22 protein-coding genes are annotated in these 25,239 nt (G+C 66.3%); 8 read left to right on the top strand and 14 right to left on the bottom strand.

Going from position 1 to position 25,239, the window contains the following annotated elements:
• Positions 1 to 51 precede the first annotated feature (51 nt).
• Complete coding sequence (locus tag CQ039_RS12735; protein WP_199183648.1) at positions 52 to 546, bottom strand: CinA family protein; 495 nt, start codon at positions 544 to 546, stop codon at positions 52 to 54.
• Between the two features lie 84 nt (positions 547 to 630).
• Here CQ039_RS12735 and CQ039_RS12730 point away from each other — a divergent pair, with 84 nt between their 5' ends.
• Positions 631 to 2,907: a spermidine synthase gene (locus tag CQ039_RS12730; RefSeq protein ID WP_105563538.1), complete on the top strand. Its 2,277-nt coding sequence runs from the start codon at positions 631 to 633 to the stop codon at positions 2,905 to 2,907.
• On the opposite strand, the gene mfd is transcribed toward CQ039_RS12730, so the two are convergent.
• Both mfd and CQ039_RS12720 read right to left on the bottom strand, forming a co-directional pair.
• On the bottom strand, positions 2,904 to 6,341 hold the full coding sequence (gene mfd, locus CQ039_RS12725) for a transcription-repair coupling factor (RefSeq protein ID WP_233190223.1): 3,438 nt from the start codon (positions 6,339 to 6,341) through the stop codon (positions 2,904 to 2,906). The two genes, CQ039_RS12730 and mfd, sit on opposite strands and share 4 nt — an antisense overlap.
• An 11-nt stretch (positions 6,342 to 6,352) precedes the next feature.
• Entirely contained in the window at positions 6,353 to 6,670 is a 318-nt protein-coding gene (locus CQ039_RS12720) for a succinate dehydrogenase assembly factor 2 (protein ID WP_105563540.1), read from the bottom strand.
• An 83-nt stretch (positions 6,671 to 6,753) separates the two neighbouring features.
• On the opposite strand from CQ039_RS12720, the gene recG reads away from it, so the two are divergent.
• Positions 6,754 to 8,844 (top strand): ATP-dependent DNA helicase RecG, encoded by a 2,091-nt coding sequence (recG, locus tag CQ039_RS12715; RefSeq protein ID WP_105563541.1) that lies wholly within the window; start codon positions 6,754 to 6,756, stop codon positions 8,842 to 8,844.
• Here recG and CQ039_RS12710 read toward each other — a convergent pair.
• From CQ039_RS12710 to kdsA, 4 genes are read right to left on the bottom strand one after another with little or no spacing between them, the layout of a single operon-like run.
• Positions 8,841 to 9,944, bottom strand: a complete 1,104-nt coding sequence (locus CQ039_RS12710; RefSeq protein WP_105563542.1) for a DUF3089 domain-containing protein — start codon at positions 9,942 to 9,944, stop codon at positions 8,841 to 8,843. The two genes, recG and CQ039_RS12710, sit on opposite strands and share 4 nt — an antisense overlap.
• Positions 9,945 to 9,946: 2 nt before the next feature.
• The gene (gene rfaD, locus CQ039_RS12705; protein ID WP_233190224.1) at positions 9,947 to 10,948 is read right to left on the bottom strand and encodes an ADP-glyceromanno-heptose 6-epimerase; all 1,002 of its coding nucleotides are present in this window, start codon (positions 10,946 to 10,948) and stop codon (positions 9,947 to 9,949) included.
• Positions 10,945 to 12,405, bottom strand: a complete 1,461-nt coding sequence (gene rfaE2, locus CQ039_RS12700; protein ID WP_105563544.1) for a D-glycero-beta-D-manno-heptose 1-phosphate adenylyltransferase — start codon at positions 12,403 to 12,405, stop codon at positions 10,945 to 10,947. The genes rfaD and rfaE2 overlap by 4 nt, the downstream gene beginning before the upstream one ends.
• 18 nt (positions 12,406 to 12,423) lie before the next feature.
• Positions 12,424 to 13,302 carry a 3-deoxy-8-phosphooctulonate synthase gene (kdsA, locus tag CQ039_RS12695; RefSeq protein WP_199183647.1) on the bottom strand — a complete coding sequence of 293 codons (879 nt, stop codon included), beginning with the start codon at positions 13,300 to 13,302 and terminating at the stop codon, positions 12,424 to 12,426.
• A 148-nt stretch (positions 13,303 to 13,450) separates the two neighbouring features.
• Between kdsA and sseA the strand changes: the two genes are divergently transcribed.
• Positions 13,451 to 14,290 (top strand): 3-mercaptopyruvate sulfurtransferase, encoded by an 840-nt coding sequence (gene sseA, locus CQ039_RS12690; protein WP_105563545.1) that lies wholly within the window; start codon positions 13,451 to 13,453, stop codon positions 14,288 to 14,290.
• 3 nt (positions 14,291 to 14,293) lie between these two features.
• Here sseA and CQ039_RS12685 read toward each other — a convergent pair whose 3' ends face one another.
• Both CQ039_RS12685 and CQ039_RS12680 read right to left on the bottom strand, forming a co-directional pair.
• On the bottom strand, positions 14,294 to 15,598 hold the full coding sequence (locus CQ039_RS12685) for a dicarboxylate/amino acid:cation symporter (protein WP_105563546.1): 1,305 nt from the start codon (positions 15,596 to 15,598) through the stop codon (positions 14,294 to 14,296).
• A 31-nt stretch (positions 15,599 to 15,629) separates the two neighbouring features.
• Positions 15,630 to 16,733, bottom strand: coding sequence for an amino acid ABC transporter substrate-binding protein (locus CQ039_RS12680; RefSeq protein ID WP_199183646.1), 1,104 nt, complete (start codon positions 16,731 to 16,733; stop codon positions 15,630 to 15,632).
• Positions 16,734 to 16,811: 78 nt separating this feature from the next.
• Between CQ039_RS12680 and metC the strand changes: the two genes are divergently transcribed.
• The 5 genes from metC to CQ039_RS12655 all read left to right on the top strand — a co-directional run bounded on the left by metC (position 16,812) and on the right by CQ039_RS12655 (position 21,039).
• The gene (metC, locus tag CQ039_RS12675) at positions 16,812 to 17,978 is read left to right on the top strand and encodes a cystathionine beta-lyase (RefSeq protein WP_105563547.1); all 1,167 of its coding nucleotides are present in this window, start codon (positions 16,812 to 16,814) and stop codon (positions 17,976 to 17,978) included.
• Positions 17,979 to 18,039: 61 nt separating this feature from the next.
• A complete protein-coding gene (locus tag CQ039_RS12670; RefSeq protein WP_105563548.1) occupies positions 18,040 to 18,789 on the top strand; it encodes a DUF72 domain-containing protein in 750 nt (249 codons plus the stop codon).
• Between the two features lie 176 nt (positions 18,790 to 18,965).
• Complete coding sequence (gene phbB / locus CQ039_RS12665; RefSeq protein ID WP_105563549.1) at positions 18,966 to 19,691, top strand: acetoacetyl-CoA reductase; 726 nt, start codon at positions 18,966 to 18,968, stop codon at positions 19,689 to 19,691.
• A gap of 51 nt (positions 19,692 to 19,742) precedes the next feature.
• On the top strand, positions 19,743 to 20,567 hold the full coding sequence (locus CQ039_RS12660) for a DUF4908 domain-containing protein (RefSeq protein ID WP_233194636.1): 825 nt from the start codon (positions 19,743 to 19,745) through the stop codon (positions 20,565 to 20,567).
• Positions 20,568 to 20,628: 61 nt separating this feature from the next.
• Positions 20,629 to 21,039 carry a hypothetical protein gene (locus tag CQ039_RS12655; protein ID WP_105563551.1) on the top strand — a complete coding sequence of 137 codons (411 nt, stop codon included), beginning with the start codon at positions 20,629 to 20,631 and terminating at the stop codon, positions 21,037 to 21,039.
• Between the two features lie 27 nt (positions 21,040 to 21,066).
• Here the strand turns inward: CQ039_RS12655 and CQ039_RS12650 are convergent, their stop codons facing one another.
• From CQ039_RS12650 to CQ039_RS12630, 5 genes are read right to left on the bottom strand one after another with little or no spacing between them, the layout of a single operon-like run.
• Entirely contained in the window at positions 21,067 to 21,876 is an 810-nt protein-coding gene (locus CQ039_RS12650) for an MBL fold metallo-hydrolase (RefSeq protein WP_105563552.1), read from the bottom strand.
• The gene (locus tag CQ039_RS12645; protein WP_105563553.1) at positions 21,873 to 22,658 is read right to left on the bottom strand and encodes a TatD family hydrolase; all 786 of its coding nucleotides are present in this window, start codon (positions 22,656 to 22,658) and stop codon (positions 21,873 to 21,875) included. Before CQ039_RS12645 ends, CQ039_RS12650 begins: the two co-directional genes overlap by 4 nt.
• Entirely contained in the window at positions 22,655 to 23,635 is a 981-nt protein-coding gene (locus CQ039_RS12640) for a DNA polymerase III subunit delta' (protein ID WP_105563554.1), read from the bottom strand. The genes CQ039_RS12645 and CQ039_RS12640 overlap by 4 nt, the downstream gene beginning before the upstream one ends.
• Positions 23,632 to 24,258: a dTMP kinase gene (tmk, locus tag CQ039_RS12635; protein WP_105563555.1), complete on the bottom strand. Its 627-nt coding sequence runs from the start codon at positions 24,256 to 24,258 to the stop codon at positions 23,632 to 23,634. Before tmk ends, CQ039_RS12640 begins: the two co-directional genes overlap by 4 nt.
• A 37-nt stretch (positions 24,259 to 24,295) precedes the next feature.
• A complete protein-coding gene (locus tag CQ039_RS12630) occupies positions 24,296 to 25,111 on the bottom strand; it encodes a septal ring lytic transglycosylase RlpA family protein (RefSeq protein WP_105563556.1) in 816 nt (271 codons plus the stop codon).
• Positions 25,112 to 25,239 lie beyond the last annotated feature (128 nt).

Below are 25,239 nucleotides of genomic sequence, written 5' to 3'. Positions count from 1 at the left end.
GGCTGGGCACAGGGCATCGGTGTCCCCGAGCATCGACCAGGATAGGTTCGCTCACGCCGTCACCGCGTCCAGCAACAGGGCCAGGGCGACCCGGACGCTTTCCAGCCGCACCGCCTCGCGCCCGATCTCGCCAAAGCGTCGCTCGATGTGAACGACGTCGCCCTCAGGGCCGATCGCGGCGAAATGCACCAGGCCGACAGGTTTTTGCACCGAACCGCCGCCGGGTCCTGCGATTCCCGTGATGGATACGGCCGCCGAAGCCCGCGAGCGATCAATCGCCCCCAGGGTCATGGCCTGCGCCACCGGTGCCGACACCGCCCCGAACTGCGTCAGCAAGCCCTCGGACACGCCGAGAAGTTCGGCCTTGGCCTCATTACTGTAGGTGACGAAGCCTCGGTCCAGCACCGCCGACGACCCGGCGACCGCCGTCAGCGCCCCGGACACTAGACCGCCGGTGCAGCTTTCCGCCGTGGCGATCATGACGCCCGCCTTGATCGCCGCCTGGACCACGGCTTCGGCTGCAAGCTGAATATCGTCGGGGAACATGGCTATGCGCTCCGTCTGCGAGTCGGTCTAAGTCTGTTGGCAGGGGGCGGGTCAGACGACTGCGCCGATGCCAGCGGATCGCGAATGACCGATTCCATCATGACGACGGCCCTTCGCAAGGGCGATGCGATAACACCCGCGCTGTTCGCCGTCGCCATCTTCACCTCGGCCTCGCTCGTTTTTGTCGTCCAGCCCATGGTGACCAAGCTGGTCCTGCCCATGCTGGGGGGCTCGCCATCGGTGTGGAACACCTCGATGGTCTTCTTCCAGACGGCGCTGCTGGTCGGTTACGGCTATGCTCACCTGTTGCAGCGGGTGCGATCGCTGAAATGGCAGGCGGCCATTCATCTGTTTCTGTTGTTGGCGGCGGCCCTGTTTCTGCCCCTTCAGATCAGTGGCGTTCTGGGCGAGCCAAACCCGTCCACGCCCACCGCCTGGCTTCTGGCCACCCTGGCGTTGTCGGTCGGCGCACCGTTCGCCGTCCTGTCCGCTACCGCACCCTTGCTGCAAGCCTGGTATGCGCGGGTGCGCGCCGGTCATGCGGATGGTCAGAACCCCTACGTTCTCTATGCGGCTTCAAACCTCGGCAGTTTTCTGGCCCTGCTGGCCTACCCGGCCCTGATCGAACCGCTCATGTCGCTTTCGGGCCAGCGGACGGGGTGGACTGGAGGCTATGGCCTGTTCGTCCTGCTGGTGATTGGGCTGGCCTCTGTGGTCTGGCGTCGTCGCATTCAGGACGCGCCCGAGCCGGCGCCCCTGGCCGTCAGCGCGCCGATCCGCTGGCGCGAAAAGGGCGTTCTGGTCCTGCTGGCCGCTGCGCCCTCTAGCCTGATGCTGGGCGTCACCGCCCACCTGTCAACAGATGTGGCCTCTGCCCCATTCCTTTGGGTCGCCCCCCTGGCGCTCTACCTGCTGACCTTCGTCATCGCCTTCCAGGCCAAGCCTTGGATCAGCCTGCCGACCACGCTGGTGATTCAAGCAGCCTTGGGCGCCATCATCGTCAGCCTGGTCGGGATGAACACCGGCCAGTGGCTCTTGCTGTTGCTGGGACATCTGGCGGCCTTCTTCTTCACCGCCCTGATGTGTCATCAGCGATTGGCGGCGCGACGGCCTGCGCCGGATCGGCTGACCGAGTTCTATCTGTTGCTGTCGCTGGGCGGCGTCGTCGGCGGGGCGTTCAACGCCCTGATCGCCCCGACCATTTTCAACGGCGTCTGGGAATACCCGCTGGTCATGGTCGTGGTCGGCCTGGCCCGTCCCTGGGGCGACGGTGCCCTGTCACGGCGCGAGATCATCATCCTGCTGATCGGCATCGCCACGGCCGCCGCGCCCCCGATCATCCTCGAGATCATGCGCTACAACCCCGAGTTCCGCGCCCTGCTCGGCGATCAGGCGCGACTGCAGATGGTGCAACTGATCCTCGGCGGAGCAGCGATCTGCGCCTTTCTGGTCCGGGACCGTGCCGTCCTTTTCACCATCATTGTCGCCGTCATCACCTTGTCGGCGCACCATGTCGGACGTGGCTATGACTGGAGCCTGACGGAGCGCAGCTTCTTCGGCGTCATGCGTGTGGCGGTCACGCGCGACGACGGCATGGGGGGAGATGTTCACGTCCTGATGCACGGCACCACCCTGCACGGCGCCCAGGCCCGCGCGCCGGGGTTCGCCTGCATGCCGACCATGTATTACGCGACGGCCACGCCTTTGGGTCAGGCGGCGCAGCGCATCCAGCAGCGCTCGCCGGCCGCCAAGATCGGCATCGTGGGTCAGGGTTCGGGGGCTATGGCCGCCTACAAGCGCGCCGAAGACGAAATGACCTTCTTCGAGATCGACCCGATGGTGGACCGCGTCTCGCGCGATCCGTCCTGGTTCACCTATATCTCGAACTGCGCCGACGGCCCGATCCGCACCGTCCTGGGCGACGCCCGTTTGACCATGGCCAAGGAAGCGCCGGGGACCTACGACCTGCTGGTCATCGACGCCTTCTCGTCAGACGCTGTCCCGACCCATTTGCTGACGGTCGAGGCCATTCAGGGCTATCTGAAGCTGTTGAAGCCCGATGGCGTGGTGGTGCTGCACCTGTCCAACCGTAACCTCGAAATCACCATGCCGGCCGTCGCCGCCGCCCGCCAACTGGGCGCCGCCGACCTGCATCAGATCTATATCGAGCAGCCGAACGCGCCCGAAATGTCCGAAGCTTCGACAGAGGCCTTGGCTATATCACCCACCGCTGAAGGGCTGGCCGACTTCAAGGGTGACGGGCGCTGGCGCAAGCTGGCTCCAACCGAGGTGCGGCCCTGGACCGACGACTACGTCAACCTGTTCGGCGCCCTGATCCGGCAGATGAAGGGGCGCGGCTAAGCCGCGCCCGCCACCCGCGCCAGATCGGTGGTGATCCGCTCGGCGACCTTCAGACGGTCGCCCGGCGTGGGCCATTCGCCCTTGATCACGATCTTCTGGTCCGGCCGGATTTTCCAGAAGGCCTGGTTCTTCTGGATCAGACCCACCAGCCCCATGGGATTGGGGAAGCTGTTGTTGCGCAGGGTCAGCACCGCGCCCTTGGGCCCGATGTCGATGCGCTCGATGCTGGCCGCGCGGCAGTTGGCCTTGATGCCCACGATCCGCAGAAGCTGCTGCGCCTCGTCAGGCAGCGGCCCGAACCGGTCGATCAGTTCGGCGGCCATGGCCTCGCGATCTTCCATCTTCTCGGCGTCGGACAGGCGACGATAGAGGCTCAGGCGAACGTTCAGGTCTGGGACGTAAGCTTCTGGAATCAGGACCGCCGCGCCAACGTTGATCGACGGCGACCAGCCCCGGTCGGCCACCTCCTCGCCCGCTTCGCGCAGTTCGGCGACAGCGTCTTCCAGCATCTGTTGATACAGTTCGACCCCGACCTCGCGGATGTGGCCCGACTGTTCGTCGCCCAGCAGATTGCCGCCGCCGCGCTGATCCAGGTCGTGGCTGGCCAGTTGGAAGCCGGCGCCCAGGTTGTCCAGCGACTGCAGAACCTGCAGTCGCCGCTCGGCCGACAGGCTCAGAGGCCGCTTGGGGTCGGTCGTCAGATAGGCGAAGGCGCGCGCCTTCGACCGCCCGATACGGCCCCGGATCTGGTGCAGTTGGGCCAGACCGAACATGTCGGCGCGGTGGACGATCAGGGTGTTGGCCGTCGGAATATCGATGCCGCTCTCGACGATGGTAGTCGAAACCAGCACGTCATACTGCCCGTCGTAGAAGGCGCTCATCACCTCCTCGAGCTGGGTCGGGCTCATCTGGCCGTGACCGACGACAAACTTCACCTCGGGCACCTGCTCGCGCAGGAACTTCTCGATGTCCGGCAGCTCCTTCAGGCGCGGCGCAACATAATAGGCCTGCCCGCCTCGATACTTCTCGCGCAGCAGGGCCTCGCGCACCAGCACCGGGTCCCACGGCGTGACATAGGTCCGCACCGCCAGACGATCGACCGGCGGGGTGGCTATGATCGACATCTCGCGGATGCCCGACAACGCCATCTGCAGGGTGCGCGGAATGGGCGTGGCGGTCAGCGTCAGCAGGTGAACATCGGCCCGCAGGGACTTCAGCTTCTCCTTGTGCTTGACGCCGAAGTGCTGCTCCTCGTCGACGATCACCAGACCCAGATCGCGGAAGCCGACCTGTTCGGCCAGCACGGCGTGGGTGCCGACGACGATCTCGAACGTCCCGTCCTTCAGGCCCGCACGCGTCTCATTGGCGTCCTTGGCCGTGACCATGCGCGACAGGTGCCGCACCGTGATCGGCCAGCCAGCGAAGCGCTCGCTGAAGGTCTTGAAGTGCTGACGCGCCAGCAGGGTCGTCGGACAGACGATCGCCACCTGCTGACCCGTCATGGCCACGACGAAGGCCGCGCGCAGGGCCACCTCGGTCTTGCCGAAGCCGACGTCGCCGCAGATCAGGCGATCCATCGGCGTGCCCTTGCCCAGGTCTTCCAGCACGTCGCCGATCGCGTTCAACTGGTCGTCCGTCTCCTCATAGGGGAAGCGGGCGCAGAACTCGTCGAAGAGGCCCGACGGCGGCGTGATGGCGTCGGACACGCGCATGGCGCGCTTGGCGGCCAGGGCGATCAGCCCCTCGGCCATGGCGCGCAGACGCTCCTTGGCCTTGGCCTTGCGGCCCTGCCAGCCCGCGCCGCCCAGGCGGTCCAACTGAACCCCGTCGGCGTCGGTGCCGTAGCGGGTCAGAAGGTCAATGTTTTCAACCGGTAGATAGAGCTTGCTGTCACCGGCGTAAAGCAGTTCCAGGCAGTCGTGCGGCGCCTCCTGGATCTCCAGCGTCTTCAGGCCCTCATAGCGGCCGATGCCGTGATCCAGGTGAACCACCAGATCGCCGGCCGTCAGGGCCGAGGCCTCAGCCAGGAAGTTGGAGGCCCGACGCTTGCGCTTGGGCCGCGCCAGGCGGTCGCCCAGGATGTCGGTCTCGGAAATGACGGCCACGTCGTCGGTGACGAAGCCATGCTCGACCGGCAGGACCGCCCGCAAATAGATATCCTTCGGCGCGGCCAGAACATCGTCCCAGTCACGCACGGGCAGGACATGGGTCAGGCCGTGATCCCCCAGCATGGCCGCCAGACGCTCTGCCGAGCCCTCGGTCCAGGAGGCGAACAGGACGCGCTTGCCCTCGCCTTTCAACGCCCCGGCGTGCTGGGCCACAGCGGCGAACAGATTGACGCTGTCCTGCGAACGTTCAGCCGCGAAGCTGCGGCCCAGACGCCCGCCGGCGTCCTCGCCCGATCCGCCTGACAGCGGCGACAGGCGGCGCACCGCACGACCGGCCAGGGCGCTGTTCCACTCGCCTTCATCCAGATAGAGGCTGCCCGGCGCCGGCGCGCGATAGGCCGCGCCGCCCTTGCCCTTGGCGGCTTCCTTGCGGGCCTCATAGGCGTCGGTCGTCAGGCTCCAGCGCTCGGCGCGGGCCTGCTCCACCTGGCTGTCGAGGAAGACTGGGGCCGTATCGGGCAGGAAGTCGAACAGGGTGTCGAGCCGGTCGTAAAAGAGCGGCAACCAATGCTCCAGCCCCTGGCGGCGCGCGCCCTCGCTGACGGCAGCGTACATGGGCTCGTCGCCCGGCGTGCCGAACAGTTTCAGATAGCCGCTGCGGAATCGCGAGATGCTCTCGGCGTCCAGCAGCACCTCGGACACCGGCAGCAGGGCGACCTGCTTCAGTTGTTGGGTCGAGCGCTGGGTTTCGGGATCGAAGGCGCGAATGGATTCCAACTCGCTGCCGAACAGGTCCAGACGCACCGGCTCGTCAAAGCCCGGCGGAAAGACGTCGATCACGCCGCCGCGAATGGCGTACTCGCCGCGCTCGGACACGGTCGAAGCGCGCACATAGCCGTTGGCCGAGACGTAGCGTTCCAACGCCGCCGTATCCAGGTCGCGGCCCACACGCGCCTCGAACCCGGCCCCGGTGACGGCCTGACGCGGCGGAGTGCGCTGGGTCGCGGCGGCGATGGTGGTGACAATCAGCAGGGGCTTGGCGTCCGTCGGATCGCGTTGCGCCAGCCGGGTCAGGGTCGCCATGCGCTGCGCCGCGACCGAGGCAGTCGGGCTCAGACGGTCGTAGGGCAGGCAATCCCAAGCCGGATATTCAAGAACCTCAATGTCCTTGGCGAAGAAGCCGAGCGCTTGAACGAAATTGCCCGACCGCTGATAGTCGCGCGCGACCAGCAGGCCGACACCGCCCTGCCCCTTCAGCCGTTCGGCGACGACCAGCGCGTCCAGCCCCTCGGGCGCGCCGCCCAGTTCGACGTCACGCCGCGCCATCGCCTCAACCATCAACCGATACCCTTGGCCACTTCCGCCGCGACGTGTTCACGCATGAAGGCCCGGATGCGCGCCAGCATCGGCCCGTCGAACTCCGGCGGGGTCGGCTCCTTCTCTATGATCCAGGCATAGAGATACTGGTCCTCCTCGTTCAGGAGGTGCTCCAGCTGATCCAGTTCCTCGTCGCTCAGCGTCGGACCAATCTGATCGGTGAAGGGACCCAACACCATATCGGCTTCGCGGAAGCCGCGTCGCCAGGCGCGATAGGAGATCCGGCCCAGGCGTTGGTGCTTCTGGTTGTCCTCTGGACGTGCGTCAATTTCGGCCACGCGGTTCCTTGCCCGGTCCGTTCATGTGAAGAGTTGGATCAGATAGCGTTCCCGTTCCGTTTTCGCCAGCTATGCTGAGGCTAATGCGGCCCGAGATTCTTTTTCCCCTGTTTGCGGACGTCTCCACCCTGAAGGGCGTGGGGCCTCGAAGCGCGCCCCTGGTGCACAAGCTGGCGGGTCCGCTGGTGCGCGACGTGCTGTTCCTGTCGCCGTCCGGCATCATCCAGCGCCGTCGCACGACCGCCGCCGCCGCGGTCGAGGGCGAGATCGGCATCTTCGATGTCCTGATTGACCGGTTGATCCCGCCGCACAAGATCGGCGCGCCGCTGAAGATGCGGACTTCGGACGACACCGGCTTCGTCCACCTGATCTGGTTCGCCGGTTCGCCGCGCCATATCGAGAGCCTGGCCCCTCGCGGCGAGCGGCGGCTGGTCACCGGCAAGGTCGAGCGCTTCAACAACGAGGTGCAGATCGCGCATCCCGACTACATCCTGCCGCTGGACAAGGCGGACGAGATTCCCCTGTCCGAACCCGTCTATCCAGCGACCCAGGGCCTGACCTCGCGCGTGGTCAGGAAGCTGGCCCAGGGCGCACTGGCGACGGCGCCGGAACTGGCCGAATGGCAGGACGCCGCCTGGCTGTCGGCCCACCGCTGGCCCGGCTGGCGCGCGGCGCTGGAAACCCTGCACGCGCCCACCTCCGAGTTGGACCTGACGCCGGAGGCCCCGGCGCGTCAGCGCCTGGCCTATGACGAACTGTTCGCCCACCAGTTGGCCCTGGCTCGCCGTCGTCGCGCGCGCCAGGTCACGCCCGCGGCCCGCACCACACCGGGGGAGGCCTCGCGCCGGATGCTGGCCGCCCTGCCCTTTACCCTGACCGGCGCCCAGGCCCGCGCCATCGAGGAAATCCGCGCCGACCTGGCCTCGGGCGAGCAGATGGGCCGGCTGCTGCAAGGCGATGTGGGATCGGGCAAGACCGCCGTGGCGGCTTTGGCCCTGGCCGATGCGGCCTCCAGCGGCTTCCAGTCCGCCCTGATGGCCCCGACTGAGATCCTAGCGCGCCAGCACTATCAGCGGCTGGCTCCCATGCTGGAGGAAGCCGGCGTCTCGACCATCCTTCTGACCGGCCGGGACACTCAAGCCGAGCGCCGTCAGCGGCTGGCCGCCCTGGCGTCCGGCGAGGCCCAAGTCGCCATCGGCACCCATGCCCTGTTCCAGGATGCGGTTCAGTTCAAACGACTGGCCCTGGCCGTCATCGACGAACAGCACCGCTTCGGCGTCAACGAACGCCAGCGGCTTCAGGCCAAGGGCGATCCGGCCATCGGCGGGGTCCACCTGCTGACTATGTCGGCCACACCCATCCCGCGCACGCTGGAACTGACCCAGTACGGTGAACTGGAAGTCAGCCGCCTGATGGAAAAGCCGCCGGGCCGCACCCCGGTCGCCACCGCCGTCCTGCCCCTGGTCCGCATCGGCGAGGTGGCCAAGCGGCTGAAGGCGGCCATCGACAGCGGCGCGCAGGCCTACTGGATCTGCCCTCTGGTCGCCGAGTCCGAAGCCATCGACCTGGCCGCCGCCGAGGAACGCGCCAACGACCTGCGTCGCATCCTGCAGGTCGAGGTCGGCCTGGCCCACGGCCAGATGCCGGGCGCCGGGCGCGAAGCCGTCATGGCCGAGTTCGCAGAAGGGCGCATCCCTCTGCTGGTCGCCACCACGGTCGTCGAGGTCGGGGTGGATGTGCCCAACGCCTCCATCATGGTCATCGAGCACGCCGACCGCTTCGGCCTAGCTCAGTTGCACCAACTTCGGGGGCGAGTGGGGCGCGGGGCCAAGTCCAGCTCCTGCATCCTGCTGTACGGCGGTCAGGACGGCGCATTGGGCGAGACGGCGCGCGAACGTCTGGAGACCCTGCGCCGCACCGAAGATGGCTTCGAAATTGCCGAGGAAGACTTCCGCCTGCGTGGCGGCGGCGATCCTCTGGGCCTGAAGCAGAGCGGCTTTCCCGCCTATCGCTTCGCTGATCCGATCAAGCATCGCTCGCTGATGCTGGCGGCCTCCGACGACGCCCGCCTCATCCTGGGTCGCGATCCCGAGCTGACCAGTCCGCGCGGCGCGGCCGTGCGGGTGCTGGAAGCCTTGTTTGATTGGCGCGCTGACCGGGCCGGCGCCGACTAGACGCCCGGTGCCTGTTGCGCTTTCCAAGCCGTCAGCCGCGCGTGAGCGTCGGCCTCGGTGTCAGCGTAAAAGAGATTATAGGGACGCGCCTTGCGCCGGTCGGCCCAGCCTCGAAATTCGCGGAAAGATTCCGACTTGAGCACGGTATGGCGCAGCAAGCCGTCCCGACATTGCGTGGCGATTTGCCGGTCTATAAAGGCCGGACGAACACCCCATTCCAGCCCCGTGGCGTTAGCGGCGCCCAGATGGCGTCGCGCCGGAACCACAGCGCCGTCATCGCTGCCGGACACAGGATTGACGCACAGGGCCGGACGATCGGCCAGTTCGACCAACTGACCACGATCGTTCCAGACCAGCGCGCGCCTCAACCGCCGCCGCGCCGCGCCCTCATCGCCCTCGCCTACCTGAGACCAACCGACGAGGCAGTCAGTCTGGGTGCGGGTATGACAGGCGGGAATCGTCGCCGTCCGTTCTAGACTCACCGTGGCGTCGATCAGATAGACGGCGACCAGACGCTGGCGCAGAGCAACGTCGTTCGCGACGCGCTCATGAACGAGGCGCGCGACCAGATCGGCTCCCTGCTCCACGCCAGCCAGAATGATCGGCCCGTCGGGGTGGGCGGAAAGCCACTGGGCAAAAGCTTGTTCGATATCGCCATAAGCGAAGGCACGAGCCTCCCGCGCGTCTTCGCGCAGAGTCAGGCGCGTATAGAGACTGGCCTGACGATAACGCGGGGCGCTGATGGCCCCCGCACGGGCGAATGGCCCCGCGTAGTTGGGGATCACCACCCGTGTCAGATAGGCGTCCGCCTTCTTGTCGCCGATAGCGCCGTTCCAGCCCTTTCCGCCATCATAGGTCGTGGAATGAACAAAGAAGATCGCGGCCGTGTCCGCGCCGGGCGCACGGGCGTCCTGCAGGGCCCAGGCGCTGGAGCCTGCATAGTTCGGCGCCGGAGGCGGGTCATAGGTCTGAAACGGCACCTGAGGGTCCAGCCCCGCCTTCAGGATGTCACCGCGCCAGACGGCGACGGCCGCCACCAGGATGAAAACAATCGCAAAGCCCGCATAGCCGACCCACTGGCGCAAGGTCAGGCTCGGCATCCTCATCGATAGGGGTCCGACTGAGCCAAGAAGTCCTGGACGTAGCGACGCACGCCTTCTTCCAGCGGGGTCGACTGGCCGTTGAAGCCGACCGCACGGATGCGATCCATGCTGGCCTCCGTGAAATACTGATACCGATCTCGGATCGCTTCGGGCATGTCGATATAGGCGATCGAAGCCTCCTTGCCCGCTGCCGCGAAGGTCGCACGCGCCAGGTCGGCAAAGGATCGCGCCTGACCCGACCCGGCGTTGAATACGCCCGACACGTCCAGCGTCTGCAGCAGCCAATCGATGATGTTCACCACATCGTCGACATAGACGAAGTCGCGCAACTGTCCGCCGTCGGGATAGTTGGGGTTGTGGGAGCGGAACAGGCTGACCGTCTCCCCCGCCTGAACCTTGGGCCATATCTGCGCCACGACCGACTTCATCCCGCCCTTGTGACCTTCGTTCGGGCCATAGACGTTGAAGAATTTCAGCCCGGCCCACTGACGCGGCGCCTGACCGCGATCGGCTTGGCGCACGGCATACTGATCGAACAGATATTTTGAATAGCCATAGGCATTTAGCGGACGAAGCGCGTTCAGGCTCTCAGGATCATCGCGATCCTCGAACCCGGTCTCGCCGTCGCCATAGGTGGCCGCTGACGAGGCGTAGATCATCCGCACATTGCGGATGGCGCACCAGTCCCAGATGTCGCGCGACAGGCTGAAATTGGTCCGCAGGATCAGGTCGGCGTCCGGCTCGGTCGTCGAGGAAATGGCGCCCATATGCACCACGGCCTCGATCCGCTCGGCGTGGCGTTCCAGTTGCTCGAACAGCTCTTCCGGCGCCCACAGGTCAGCGATCGGATGCTTGGCTATGTTCTTCCACTTGGCGAGGTCGGCCGTCTCCAGCCGGTCGCAGACGACCACGTCCCAGGCGTTGGTCGCGCACAGCCGCGCCACGATGTTGGAGCCGATGAAGCCCGCGCCGCCCGTGACGACGATCATTCTGGGCGTCATGCCTTGTCTCCAGTCATCTTCTCAATCGTCTTGGTGGTGGAATAGCCGTCGGCGAAATCGGCCAGACGCACCACGCCGCCCCAGCTCTCGACCTCGGTCGCGCCAACCACCTTGTCCTTGGTGTAGTCCGCGCCCTTGATCAGGACGTCGGGCTTCAGCCGCTCGATCAGGGCCATCGGCGTCGGATCGTCAAAGGCCGTCACCCGATCCACGCTGGCCAGACCGCCGATGACGACGGCGCGGCTGTCCAGATCATTCACCGGCCGCCCCTCGCCCTTCAGACGGCGCACCGATGCGTCGGTGTTGAGCGCCACCACCAGACGGTCGCACCAGCTGCGCGCCTGAGCCAGATAGGCGACGTGGCCGCGATGCAGGATGTCGAAACAGCCGTTGGTGAAGCCGACCTTCAGGCCCTGGCGCTTCCACGCCTCGACCTGATCCGACAGCTCGTCCAGCGGCGTGACCTTGGACTGAGCCAGGGCCGCGTGCTGGCTCATCTCGGCCTCGATCAGTTCGGCGGGGGTGACGACGGCGGTGCCGCTCTTGCCCACCACCACCCCCGAAGCGAGGATGGCGAACTGCACTGCCTGTTCCAGCGTCGCGCCCGCGCCCAGCGCCAGACCCAGCGCCGCCAGACAGGTGTCGCCCGCGCCCGAAACGTCAAACACCTCGCGCGCCCGACCCGGGAAGTGAGTGACGCCGCCGCCTCGGCAGGCCAGGGTCATGCCCTTGCCCGCGCGGGTGACGATGACGGCCTTGGTCGTGGTGGCGGCCAGCAGGGCGGCCAAGGCCGCCTCGACCTGTTCGTCGGTTTCGGTCGGCAGACCAGTGGCGCCCGCCAGTTCGCTGGCGTTCGGCTTGATGACGTCCACAGCGCCATAGCGGGCGAAATCGCGGCCTTTGGGATCGACGATGACCGGAGCCCCATACTCGGCCCCGGCCCACAACGCCGCCTGAATGGCGCCGTCGTCCACCACGCCCTTGGCGTAGTCAGACAGCAGGATGGCGCCCGTGCCCTGGAACACCGCCTTGTCAGCATAGCCGGAATGGGACGCGGCCTCGTCGTCCAGACGCAGCAACTGCTGGCCGGCGGCGACGAAGCGCGTCTTGACGATGGTGGCCGCACCCTCGGGTCGGATCAGGGCGTCCTCGACCCGGTCCTCGGCGGCGATCAGATTGCTCAGTTCAGCGCCCGCGGCATCCTGACCGGCGACAGCGCCCAGACGAGCCTGACCGCCCAGGGCCGCGACATTGCGCGCCACATTGCCCACGCCGCCGGGCATGGCCACGGTGCGGCGCGCGCGCAGGACGGGGATCGGCGCCTCGGGCGAGATGCGGCTGACCTCACCATAGACATAGCGGTCCAGCATCAGGTCGCCCACACAGGCGACCTTCAAGTCACGCACGCGCTCCAGCAGTCCCTGCAGCGCACCCAAATCAAGCGATCGTTCAGCCATGACGCCGAACTACCGGATTCAGGCCAGGTTCGCCATCGGCGCCTTTGCGCCGACCTTGATGGCCAGGTCGTCGAAGGCGATGAGTTCGGCGGCCAGGGCCTCGAACTGGTCCAGCGGCACCATGTTGGGGCCGTCCGACGGCGCGTTGTCAGGGTCTTCGTGGGTTTCCAGGAAGACGGCGTCCACGCCCACGGCCACAGCGGCGCGCGCCAGGACCGGCACGAACTCGCGCTGACCGCCCGAGGACGTGCCCTGCCCGCCCGGTTGCTGCACGCTGTGGGTGGCGTCGAAGACGATGGGGCAGCCGATCTCACGCATGATCGGCAGCGATCGCATATCGCTGACCAGGGTGTTGTAGCCGAAGCTGGCGCCGCGCTCGCAGGCCATGACGTTGGGGTTGCCCGCGCCGACCACCTTGGCGATGACGTTCTTCATGTCCCAGGGGGCCAGGAACTGACCCTTCTTGATGTTGATCGCCTTGCCCGTAGCGGCGGCGGCCAGCAACAGGTCGGTCTGACGCGACAGGAAGGCCGGAATTTGCAGCACATCCACGACCTCGCCTACAGGCCCGCACTGGGCCTCGGAATGGACGTCGGTCAGGGTCGGCAGGCCGGTGACTTCACGGATTTCGGCGAAGATCGGCATCGCGTCCTTCAGACCGATGCCGCGCGCGGCGTTGGCGCTGGTGCGGTTCGCCTTGTCGAAGCTGGTCTTGTAGATGATGCCGACGTCCAGGCGGTCGCCGATCTCCTTCAGGCGATGCGCCGTCTCCAGCGCGTGCTGGCGGCTTTCCATCTGGCAGGGGCCGGCGATGAAGACGATGCGACGACCGCCGCCGATGACGACGGGTTTCTTGAGGCCTTCGGACAGGGTGATGACGGCGTTCGGAGAGGTCACGGCGGCGCTTTCGACTGGTTTAAACGGCGTTTCGCGGACCTATGCCGCGACTTCAAGTCGGACAGGTGGCGTCGCGGATGCGTTTTCGCAACTTACCCGGCGACTCAGGCTCTGACCACCAACCACGCGATCATGGTAATCTGAACCCATGAGCCCGCCCCACAGCCCCCTGATCTCGACGCAAGCCCTGGCCGACGGCATCGGTGCTGATGACCTGCGAATCATCGACGCCAGTTGGTGGCTGGACGGGCGCGACGCCCGCGCGGACTTTGAGGCCGAACGGTTGCCGGGCGCGGTCTTCTTCGATCTTGACGCCGTGTCCGACCACGCCAGTCCCTATCCCCATATGTTGCCGTCGCCCGAAGCCTTCGCCGAGACCATGGGGCGGATGGGCGTGGCTGAGACGGACGACATCGTGGTCTATGACGCCCAGGGTCTGTTCTCGGCAGCGCGGGTCTGGTGGACGCTGCAGGTCATGGGCGCGCGCCGTGTTCGGGTTCTGGATGGCGGCTTGCCGAAATGGCGCGCTGAGGCACGTCCGTTGGAGCACGGGCCGGTCACGCCCAGACAGATCTCAAGCTTCAAGCCGACGTTCGACGCGGACCGCGTCGTTGATCTTGGGCAGGTCCGGCTGGCCCTGGTTGGCGAGGTTCAGGTGGTGGATGCCCGTGGCGCGCCGCGTTTTCGCGGCGCGGCCGCCGAACCCCGCGCGGGCGTCCGGTCCGGCCATATGCCTGGCGCGCTGAACCTGCCCTTTAGCCAACTGCTGAACGCCGACCAGACGCTGAAACGCGGTTCAGCGCTGGAAGCCGCCTTCGCCGCCGCGGGCGTCGATCTGGATCGCCCCATCATCACCAGCTGCGGGTCAGGCGTCACCGCCGCCATCCTCAGCCTGGGCCTGGCCGAGCTGGGCCAGCCGTCTCGGCTCTATGACGGGTCATGGACCGAATGGGGCGCGCGCGAAGACGTCCCCGTCGAGGTCGGCTGACTGTCAGGCCGCTGCCGGAACCGTCGCGTCCTTATCCTCCTCGCCGCGCGACACCACTGTGGCGACGACCAGATCGCCGGTCACGTTCAGCGTGGTCCGGCACATATCCAGAAAGCGGTCCACGCCCAGGATCAGGCCGATGCCTTCTGGCGGCACGCCCACCATGGCCAGGATCATGGCGATGACCGGCAGACTGCCCGCCGGCACCCCCGCCGTGCCGACCCCGCCCAGAATACAGACCAGCATGACGATGAACTGCTGGCCCAAGCTCAGATCCACGCCGAAAAACTGCGCCAGGAACAGCACCGTGACCCCCTCGAACAGGGCCGTGCCATTCTGATTGGCTGTGGCCCCGACCGTCAGGACAAAGCGGGCGATCTTGCGCGGAAGGCCCAGGTTCTGCTCGGCCACGCGCAGCGACACCGGCAGGCTGGCGTTGGACGAGGCGGTCGAGAAGGACACAACCATGGCCTCGCGGATGTCGCGAAAGAACTTCAGCGGCGACATCCCGCCCAGGGTGGCAATGCAGATCGGATAGACGACGAACATATGGATCGCCATCGCCCCCACCGCGACGGCGACAAAGGCCGCCAATCGCACCAGCAGATCCCAGCCAAACAGGGCCGCCAGGTTGAACATCAGGCACGCGATGGCGATGGGGGCCAGGCGAATGACCAGGTTGATGAGTTTCATCATCACCTCGAACACGCCTTCAATGGTCTTCTGCAGGCTTTCCGTCGCCGGCCCTCTAGCCAGCACCAAGCCGATCCCGAACATCAGGGCAAAGACCATAACCGGAAGGATCTCGTTCTGCGCCGCGGCCGTGAAGACGTTGGACGGCACCAGATCCAGGAAGAAGTCCCCCGCCCGCACCGAATCCGGCGCGCTGCCGACAATGGAGGCCGCGCCGCTGCGTCCCTGATCCAGCAATTGTTGCGCCAGGGCTGGGTCCACGCCGTCGCCGGGCCGGAAGACATTGACCATCACCAACCCGATGATGACGGCGATGGCCGAGATGAAGACGGTGAACAGCAGACTCTTGGTCCCGGCCCGGCCCAGAGTCTTCAGGTCGCCCATCTCGGCCACGCCCACCACAAGCGCCGAAAACAGCAGCGGCAGGACCAGCATGAACAACAGCCGCAGGAATATCTGCCCTGCCGGTCCCGTGATGTTGGACGTCAGCCACTGAACCCAGGGCGCATCACCGCCAATTGTCAGATTAACGACGAGGCCGCCCAGCAATCCGACCAAAAAGCCGATCAGCATCAAGACATGCAGCGGAAGCTTCTGTCTGGTCGTTGTGGTCATGCGTCCCCCGATCGGGCGACCGACCGACGCCCTATCGGATCGGCAGGGCGTAGATCAGGCCGCTGGGCCGCGCGCTCCATTGCGCGTTCAGTCCCCTGGCCAGATTCAGCGCCGATTGTTGGCCAAGGTTCCGTTCAAAGATCTCGCCATAGTTCCCGCCGGCCGCGATGGCGTCCCGCGCCCAGGTCCTGGGCAGGCCCAGAGACGGGCCGAACTCCCCCTCCTCGCCCAGCAGACGTCGGGTGCGCGGCTCCTGGCTGTCACGGGTGAGAGCCGCCACATTGGCCTTGGTCACGCCCAGTTCCTCACCCAGAATCAGGGCGTTCAGGGTCCAGCGGATCACCGCCGTCCACTGATCGTCGCCGCGCTGCACGACTGGACCCAGCGGCTCCTTGGAAATCACGTCCGGCAGAATGGCGTGCTGCTGCGGATTGGGCAGGGTCGTCCGCGCCGCCGCCAGCGCGGAAATGTCAGCAGTGAAGGCGTCGCATTCTTCGCGCGCATAGGCCTGACGAGCCTCTTCTTCCGTCTTGACGATGACGGGCCGGAACTCGATCCCGCGCGTGCGGAAATAGTCCTCGACGTTCAGTTCCGTGGTTGAGCCCGACTGGACGCAGATGCGGGCCCCGTTCAGTTCGGATGCGCTGTTCAGGTTCAGGGCGCGGCGCACCAGGAAGCCCTGACCATCGTAATAGTTGATCCCGGCAAAGCTCAGCTCGCCACCGGTGTCGCGGCTCATGGTCCAGGACGTGTTGCGCCATAGCACATCCACACGCCCCTCGCGCAGGGCCCCAAACCTCAGTTCGGCGGTCAGCGGCACGAATCGCACCGCGTCAGGATCGCCGAAGATCGCCGCCGCCGTCGCCCGACAGAAGTCGACGTCGAAGCCGCGCCAGGCGCCGCGATTGTCGGTGAAGGCGAAACCGACCAGTCCCTGATTGACGCCGCAGTTCAAATGGCCGCGTTGCTTGATCGCCGCCAGTGTCGGACTGGCCACATCGGCCGGCATGGTCGTCGTCGTGGGGCGCGAGGTCGGCGTCGTCTCAGCATGATCGTTCTTGGCCTGCCGGTCACAGGCCGCCATCGCCAGCAGCAGCGCCAGGGATATTCCCGTCACGATCTTCGCAGCCCGCATTCCTTCACCCTCGCCAGCTTGCGCCCCCGGCTTCTTTAGAGCCCTCTAGGGCCAGAACCGCAACCCGCCGGAGCCGTCATGCCTCGCCTTTCCGACCGCACCCGCCTGATTGCCTCCGCCACGCGACGCGGCCAAGGGCGGCGGCCGGTCAATCCGCCGGTCGAGCGCGCCTCCACCATGCTCAGCGACGACCCAGCCTCGATGCAGGACCCGACGCCCGGCCCAGTCTATGGCCTGGACGGCACCAGCGCCGCGCGTGAACTGCGCGCTGCCCTGGCCGACCTGGAGGGAGCGAGCGACGTCTTCCTGGTGCCGTCGGGCCTCGCTGCCGTGACTGTCCCCCTGCTGGCCCTGCTGCGCCCCGGCGACGAGGTTGTGACCAGCGACGCGGTCTATGGCCCCACCCGCCGCTTCCTGACCCGCCACCTGGCCGCGCGCGGGATTGCGACGCGCTTCCACCCAGCCGACGCCTCAACCGCCGAGATTTTGGCCCTGTGCGGCGAGCGAACCCGCGTCCTGCTGATCGAATCGCCTTCGTCCCTGACGTTCGAGATCGTCGATGTGCCGGCACTGACCGCCGCCTGCCGGACGCGCGGCGTGCTGACGGTGATGGACAACACCTGGGCTGCCGGGTTGGCTCTTCGTCCCCTGGCGCACGGCGTCGACGTCAGCGTCCAGGCCGTGACCAAGTACGTCGCCGGCCATTCCGATCTGTTGATGGGCGCCGTCGCGGTTCAGGACTGCGAGGTAAGCCGTGCCGTGTCGGATACGATTGAGGACGTGGGCTGGCACGTCTCGCCCGACGACGCCTGGCTGGCGCTACGCGGCCTACGCACCCTGCCGCTGCGCTACAATGAGGCGCTGAAGTCCGCGCTTCAGGTCGCCGAATGGCTGCAAGACCGGCCAGAGGTCGAGCGCGTTCTGTTCCCGCCCCTGCCCGGATCGGTCGGCCATGACCTGTGGCAGCGCGACTATTCCGGCGGCGCCGCGCTGATGGGCGTTGTCATGAAGGGCGGCGACAAGACGGCGGCCCACGCCCTGATGAGCGCGCTTAACCTGTTCGGCATGGGCTATTCTTGGGGCGGCTTCGAAAGCCTGATCACCCACGAGACCCCGCAACTGGCCTGGCGCCGGCATGCGACCGCTCTGCCCGGCCAGTTGCTACGCCTGCATATCGGCCTAGAAGATCCGTCCGATCTGATCGCGGATCTGGAGCTCGGGTTGGCCGCCTGGTCGGCGCGCTAGACGTCTTGGCGTAGCGGAATCCCGGATTTCCTGCGATCAAGACCCAAAGCAGGAGGACGTCATGGCGGGTGCGATCAGAGTCGGTGTCGGCGGCTGGACCTTTGAGCCCTGGCGCGGGGTTTTCTATCCTGATGGCCTGACCCAGAAGCGCGAGCTGGAGTTCGCCAGCCGGGCGCTGACCAGCATCGAAATCAACGGCACCTATTATTCGACCTTCAAGACGGACAGCTGGATGAAGTGGCGCGACGAGACGCCAGAAGACTTCGTCTTCGCGGTCAAGGCCAGTCGCTATTGCACCAACCGCAAGGTGCTGTCGGAGGGCGGAGAAAGCTTCGACCGCTTCCTGTCCCAAGGTCTGACCCTGCTGGGCGACAAGCTCGGGCCGATCAACTGGCAGTTCATGGGGACCAAGAAGTTCGACGCAGAGGACTTCGAGGGCTTCCTCAAGCTGTTGCCAAGGGAAAAGGATGGGGTGCGTCTGCGTCACGCCCTGGAGGTCCGCAACCCGACCTTCGCCTGCCCTGAGTTCTATGATCTCGCCCTCAAATACTGCGCAGCTATCGTCTATGCCGTCGATGACGAGGAGCCGACCTGGCCGCAGATCGACGAGCCCACCGCCGATTTCAGCTACGCCCGACTGATGTCCAGCCGCCAGGATGAAGCGACAGGCATGACGTCGGATGAACTGGAAGCCGTAGCAGTCCAGGCGCGCAGATGGGCCGAACGCGGCGATGTTTTCGCCTACCTCATTTCCGGGGCCAAGGTGCGCAACCCTGCGGCGGCGCAAGCCCTGATCGAAAAGCTGAAATAGCAGCGCGACGACGCAAAAGAGCAAACTTCGTAATCGCCTCGTCATCGACATCGAGCAGATTAAAGAAGCCGTCTGGCAACGACTTCTCCTGTAAAGCTTGCCAAGCTATGGCTTGTTTCAGAGGGTAGGGCGTACGTCCGCAAAGACGGCGTCGATCAGGGACAGGGAAACGCATCATGGCGCGAGTGGCGTTGGTTACGGGTGGCACGCGAGGCATCGGCAAGGCGATCGTCCAACGATTGCGCGAAGACGGCATGGCCGTCGCCGCCGGCTATTCAGGCAATGACGAAGCGGCGGCGGCGACCGCTCGCGAGTTGGGTGTCATGGTCATCAAGGGCAATGTCGGCTCCTTCGACGACTGCGCCCGAGCGGTTCAGGCGGTCGAGGCCGAACTTGGTCCGATCGATACCTTGGTGAACAACGCCGGCATCACCCGCGACGGCTTCTTCCACAAGATGAGCCACGATCAGTGGTCGGACGTGATTCGCGTCAACATGGACAGCGTCTTCAACATGACGCGCCAGGTGATCAACGGCATGCGCGACCGGGGCTTTGGCCGCATCGTCAACATCTCTTCGATCAATGGTCAGAAGGGCCAGATCGGGCAAGCTAACTATTCCGCCGCCAAGGCCGGTATGATCGGCTTCACCAAGGCCCTGGCCTTGGAAAACGCCCGCAAGGGCGTGACGGTCAACTGCATCGCGCCGGGCTATATCGACACCGAAATGGTCGGCGCCATGGACCAGAAGGTGCTGGACAGCATTATCGCCCAGATCCCCGTCGGAAGACTCGGAAAAGGCGAGGAAATCGCTGACATGGTGTCCTGGCTCTCGGGCGAGCGTGCCGGATATGTCACAGGCTGCACCCTGTCGCTGAACGGCGGACAGTACCTGGTTGGCTAAACCCGCTTTGCCTAAAATCCGCCGTTCGGGCGTTCCACCACTGCTGTCATGATGGCGACGGTCGAGGTTGAGGCGGAGAAACCGCCGTGCTTCGCCGCTCCGGCGCAACGCGCCAGAGCGGTTGCGGGCGTGCGCCTCGACCTCGCCGCCCTGATGATGCTGACTACCTGCCTGGCGGCGACGCCGGCTGCGGCCCAACTGCGTTCTAATGTTCAGGCGGAACAGAGCCGGGTGATCCGTGATCAAACGGTGACTCGCACCCTGCCCCCGCCTGGACGTTATTCTTCGGAAGCTGGCCAGACCTTCATGCTGGACCGCGCCGGCACACTGACCCTGCTACGGTTCGAACGCTCGACCGAAACCTGGGCCTTGCGTCCGTCGTCGGCGCCCCGCGGCGACACCATCTACCGTAACGACGCAGGCGAGCAGGTGCTGCGAGTTACCCCCAGCGGCGGCATAACCGTCTATACCACCCGTAATCCCGGCGGTTCGCCGGTCTCTCTGACAGGGGCAGCCGTCAGCCTGGAGCCGACCAGCCTCGGCCCGGTGCAGATGTTCAACCTGATGACCCGTCGCAGCGGCCTCGTCAGCGACGCCCTAGGCCGATTGGTTCGAATCAACGTCGTCGGCCAGGAATCCGAAGCTCTTTGCATCGAGGCCCTGATCGTCACCACTGACGCCGTGGTCCGCATCGCCCGTTCGCCCAGCGCCCGCCCCTTCCTGGACCGCCTGCGCAGCATCACTGTGATCGAAGGGGCGCGCGCCTCGGTCAGCTATTCCAACGGTGACCTGCGCGTCGTGGTCGACCCCAAACGCGGCATCGGCGGCCGCCCGTCTTCGGCCCGTGTCATCCGCGCGGTGATCCCGCAAGACTGATAGGACGCTTCAGCGACACGCTCGCCGAGGCGCTATCGCCCCAGACAATCAGGAACGGCGCATGAGCCAGGACTTTGAAGAGCACGACGAAGACGGCGGCGGTTTCGACGTTGACGATTGGGCGCGGCTGAAGCCCTTCACCGGCTCAGTGGCGACGCTCGAAGACGTCCAGGCGCGCCAGGCAATATTCGCGCTTGGCGACACCGAGGACGGCGCGACCATCGATATGGACCTGCCCCAACCTGTCATCTGGTGGGAAGACGATGGCGAACAGGCGGCGGTCATTGTGCAAGCAGAAGCTCACGTCGGGTCTGACGGCGAGACCATGGAAGTCCTGGGTCTGATCCTGCCCGACGGCAGCGGGGCCGTGGCCCTGATGGACGACGTCGATCTGGTGGACGACACCGATCCGACGTGGCGCGATCTTGTCGCCAATGCGGTCGGCGACCTGGACGAAGACCCCAAAGCATAGAGGCGGGTCGCCGGCCGTGACGACAAGCTAGACGGTAAAGCGACGGCTCCAGCCGTCGAATGCGACTTCAACATTGTCCGGAAGACGCGCCGACAAGCGATTGTAATCCAGATCAATATGAAGATTCGTCAACACGGCCTGCTTGACCTCCGCCTGTGCAATCCACTCCAGCGCCTTATCCACGTGGGCATGGGTCGGATGGGGCGTGTAGCGCAGGGCGTCGATGATCCAGAGGTCCGCGCCGCGCACCGCCTCCAGCGCCGCTTCGTCCAGATCGGACACGTCGCTGGAATAGGCCACCGGTCCTAGCCGGTAGCCCACCGAGCGGATCGGACCATGCGTCTGATCGAAGGTGACGACGGGCACCTGCCCGCCCGCGCCGCCCACGCTCCAAGCCTCGCCGTGCGGCGGAATCCTCTGCGCCTCAAGAATGGCCGGATAGTCGTGATGGCTTTCGAAAATATAGTCGAACCGCCTCGTCAGGGCGTGGTGCGTGGCCGGGTCCATCCACGCTTGAATCCGTCGCCGCGCATGAATGGCGAAAACTCTCAAATCGTCGATACCGTGGGTCTGATCCGCATGGTCGTGGGTATAGAGAACGGCGTCGACGTGGGTAATCCCCGCCATCAAGGCCTGCTGTCGCAGGTCCGGCGAGGTGTCGATCAAGACGCTGGTGGTTCCGTCAGGACCCCGACGGCGCGCCAGCATGGAGCAGCGGGTGCGCCGATTTCGGGGCTCGCTCGGATCACAGTCGCCCCAATCGCCATCGCCGCGCGGCACGCCGCCGGACGAGCCGCAACCGAGGATGACGATCTCCAGTTCGCCCGTCCCGCTCATTCGGCGGGCCGGGGAATGCGGTCGAACAGGGCGAAGAAGGCGTCGGTCGTGCGCCGATCGGCTTCTTCCGGCGTCCAGCCCCGGATTTCCGCCAGCTTCTGCAGCACCAGGCCGACATAGGCCGGTTCATTGCGCCGCCCGCGATGCGGGATGGGCGCCAGATAGGGGCAGTCGGTTTCGACGATGATCCGGTCCTCGGGCATCCGGCGAATGACCTCGCGCACATCTTCCGCCGCCTTGAAGGTGGCGATGCCGGAAACGGAGAACCAGGCGCCCAGTTCCGCCGCCGTTTCAGCCAGTTCCATGCCGCTGGTGTAGCAATGCATCAGCAGCTTGAACGGGCCGCGCGCATGCTCTTCGCGCAGGATGTCGGCCATGACGTCGTCCGCTTCGCGCGTATGCACCACCAAGGGCAGCCCGGTGCGGCGAGCGGCGTCGATATGCTGACGGAAGACCGCCGCCTGCTCGTCGCGGGGGCTGAGGTCATAGTGGAAGTCCAGACCGCATTCACCGATGCCGATGACGCGAGGCCGCTGGGCCAGGGCGACCAGTTCGTCGGCGGTCAGCGCGACATGGTCCTTGGCCTCATGCGGGTGAGCCCCAACCGTGCACCAGATATCGTCGTGGGCCATGGCCAGGGCGTGCGTGGCTTCAAAGGTCGACAGCTTGTCGGAAATCTCGACCATCAAGCGCACGCCGGCCTTGCGGGCGCGAGCGATGACTTCGTCGCGGTCCTCGTCGAACTGGGGCGCGTGCAGGTTGACGTGACTGTCGATGATCATCTCAAGGCCTTGGTTCGGGCGATGTCGGCCAGGGCGCCAGCCAAGACGTCAGCCCGGTCCAGGTTGATGGCCGCCGTGCGATCCGGCAGTTCGGCCAAACGGGTCCACAACTCGGCCCAACGCGCGCCCTGCCCCGCCGGCGTCTCCAGCGCGCGAGACTTCACCGCCGCGATCAATCGGTCCATCAGGGCCTCGAACCGCGCCTGGCCTTCAGCTCCGCGAAAACCATCCGCGACGGCCAGTTGCTCGGCCCGGTCCACAGCATTGCCGAACACCCAGTTGCGCGCCAGGGCGTCGACCTCCTGCATGGCGCCCGACGACAGGGCCAGGGCCGCGCCGGGGGAGCCGCCCGCCATGTCGGCGGCCAGTCGCGCGTCGTCGGGATCGGCGCCCGTGCGGTTGCGCACCAGGGTCTCCAACTGATCTGGCGTCCAGATCGGGAAGCTGAGACGGCGGCAACGCGAGCGGATCGTCGCCAGCAAACGACCAGGCGCATGGGTGACAAGCAATAGCACGCCCCGCTCAGGTGGTTCTTCAAGAATCTTCAACAAGGCGTTGGCGGCGTTGATGTTCAGGTCATCAGCCGCGTCGATGATCGCCACCCGATATTGCGCCTGAGACGGGCTCTTGGCGAAGAAGCCCGGCAGGTCGCGCGCCTGATCGACCGAGATGGTCTTCTTCTGCTTGCCGCCCTCGACCAGTCGCTCCATCACCAGAAGATCGGGATGGGACTGAGCCGCGACCAACTGACTGACCGGATCATAGGGCGCAGCGCCCAGCGGTCCGCGCGACGGGTCGGGTGCAGCCCCCAGAAGTCGGCGCGCGGCGCGATAGGCGAAGGTGGCCTTGCCGCTGCCCTCGACGCCGCAAAGCAGCCAGGCGTGGTGCAGACGTCCCCGGCTCAGGGCGTCCAGAAAGGCCTCTTCGGCGGCGACGTCCGGGACCAGGTCATACCGGTCGCGCGGATGTTCGCTCACAGCAACCGCTCGGCGACGGCGTTCCATAGGCGTTCGGAGACGGCCTCGAGCTCACCCGTGGCGTCGATCACGACGCAGCGTTCCGGGTGACGACGCGCCACGCCGAGGAACCCCTCGCGCAGCTTCTGGTGGAAGGCTAGCCCCTTGGACTCGAACCGTGTCTCGAAGAGCCCGCGACCGAAAGCGCGCTCCAGTCCGACCTCGACCGGCAGGTCGAACACCAGGGTCAGGTCTGGCTGATCCTCGGCCACGATGGCGGCGTCGAGAGCCTCGATCAGGGTTTCCGGCGCGCCGCCGCCGGCACCCTGATAGACTCGGCTGGAGTCGGCGAAGCGATCACAGACCACCCAGGTCCCGGCGTCCAGCGCCGGACGGATGGTGCGCTCCAGATGGTCGGAACGTGCAGCGTACATCAGCAGGGTTTCGGTGCGCGGCGACCATCGTTCGGCGTCCCCGGCCACCACGATATTGCGGATGACCTCGGCGCCCGGCGAACCGCCCGGCTCGCGCGTCTGGATGACGTCGATTCCAAGCGAACGCAGGTGCTCAACCAGCAGGCGCGCCTGTGTGGTCTTGCCGGCCCCCTCGCCGCCTTCGAATGTGATGAACTTACCTCGCTGCACCTGCGCACAATGGCGAGCGCGGCGCGACAGGCAAGCCCTAACCGCCTGATATCAACAGAGCGTCGCCAAACCCGCGTGCGATGACGGCCTGACGGGCCTGTTCGGCGGCGTTGGCGTCCGGCCAAGGACCGACCACGACCCGAAACAGCGACCGTCCGTCGTTGCGGCTGTCCTGAACCAGGGCGCGATCACCGAGGCGGTCAGCGATTCGCTGCGCTGCGCGGCGGTCGGAGAATGCGCCCGCCTGAACCCAATAGGCGGATGCATCCTGCGGCCTCGAGGCGGAAGGCTGAACATAGGGCGTCGGCGGGACGACCGGCGCCGCTTCCGCCCTTCGCAGCGCTGTTCCGCCGCCGGTTCTCGGCGCCCGACCAACGTAGCGCACCCGCACCTCGCCTACGCCCTGCTGCAGGAGCCCCAGTTCCTCGGCCGCTGCGCGGGACAGATCGATAATCCGGCTGTCGACGAAGGGGCCGCGATCATTGACGCGCAGGATGACGCGACGCCCGTTGGCGCGATTGGTCACCTCCACCAAGCTCGGCAGAGGCAGGGTTTTGTGAGCGGCCGTCAGGGCGTTCATGTCGAACCGTTCGCCGGTCGACGTCGGGCGGCCGTTGTGTTGGGCCCCATACCAGGAGGCCATGCCGACCTCGTCATAGTTGGGCTGCTCGGCCGGTCGATACCAGCGTCCGCGGATCTGATAGGGGCGCATGGTGCCCGAAACGATGGGCGCGGGATCGGTCACGACCGGCGGTCTCAGCGGCGCGTCACGCCCGCCCCCGAAACTGGCGCAGGCGGCCAAGGTGGAAAAGGCGGCGGCGACCACGACGCCCCTCAGCAATCTCGCCATCATGGCCAACGCACTCCAGTTCACTTGAAGTGATCATGGCCGAGGACGTTTCCAGTTTGGTTAACAGGGCGTTTGAAGCTAAGCGTCCCCGCGTCGCGGCGGCCTCCTTAGCGTCCGCGCCAGTTCTTGAA

Source organism: Brevundimonas sp. MYb52 (assembly GCF_002979535.1).
Lineage (GTDB): Bacteria > Pseudomonadota > Alphaproteobacteria > Caulobacterales > Caulobacteraceae > Brevundimonas.
The sequence above is the reverse complement of the archived record's forward strand: the minus strand, read 5'-3'. Positions and strand labels throughout refer to the sequence as shown.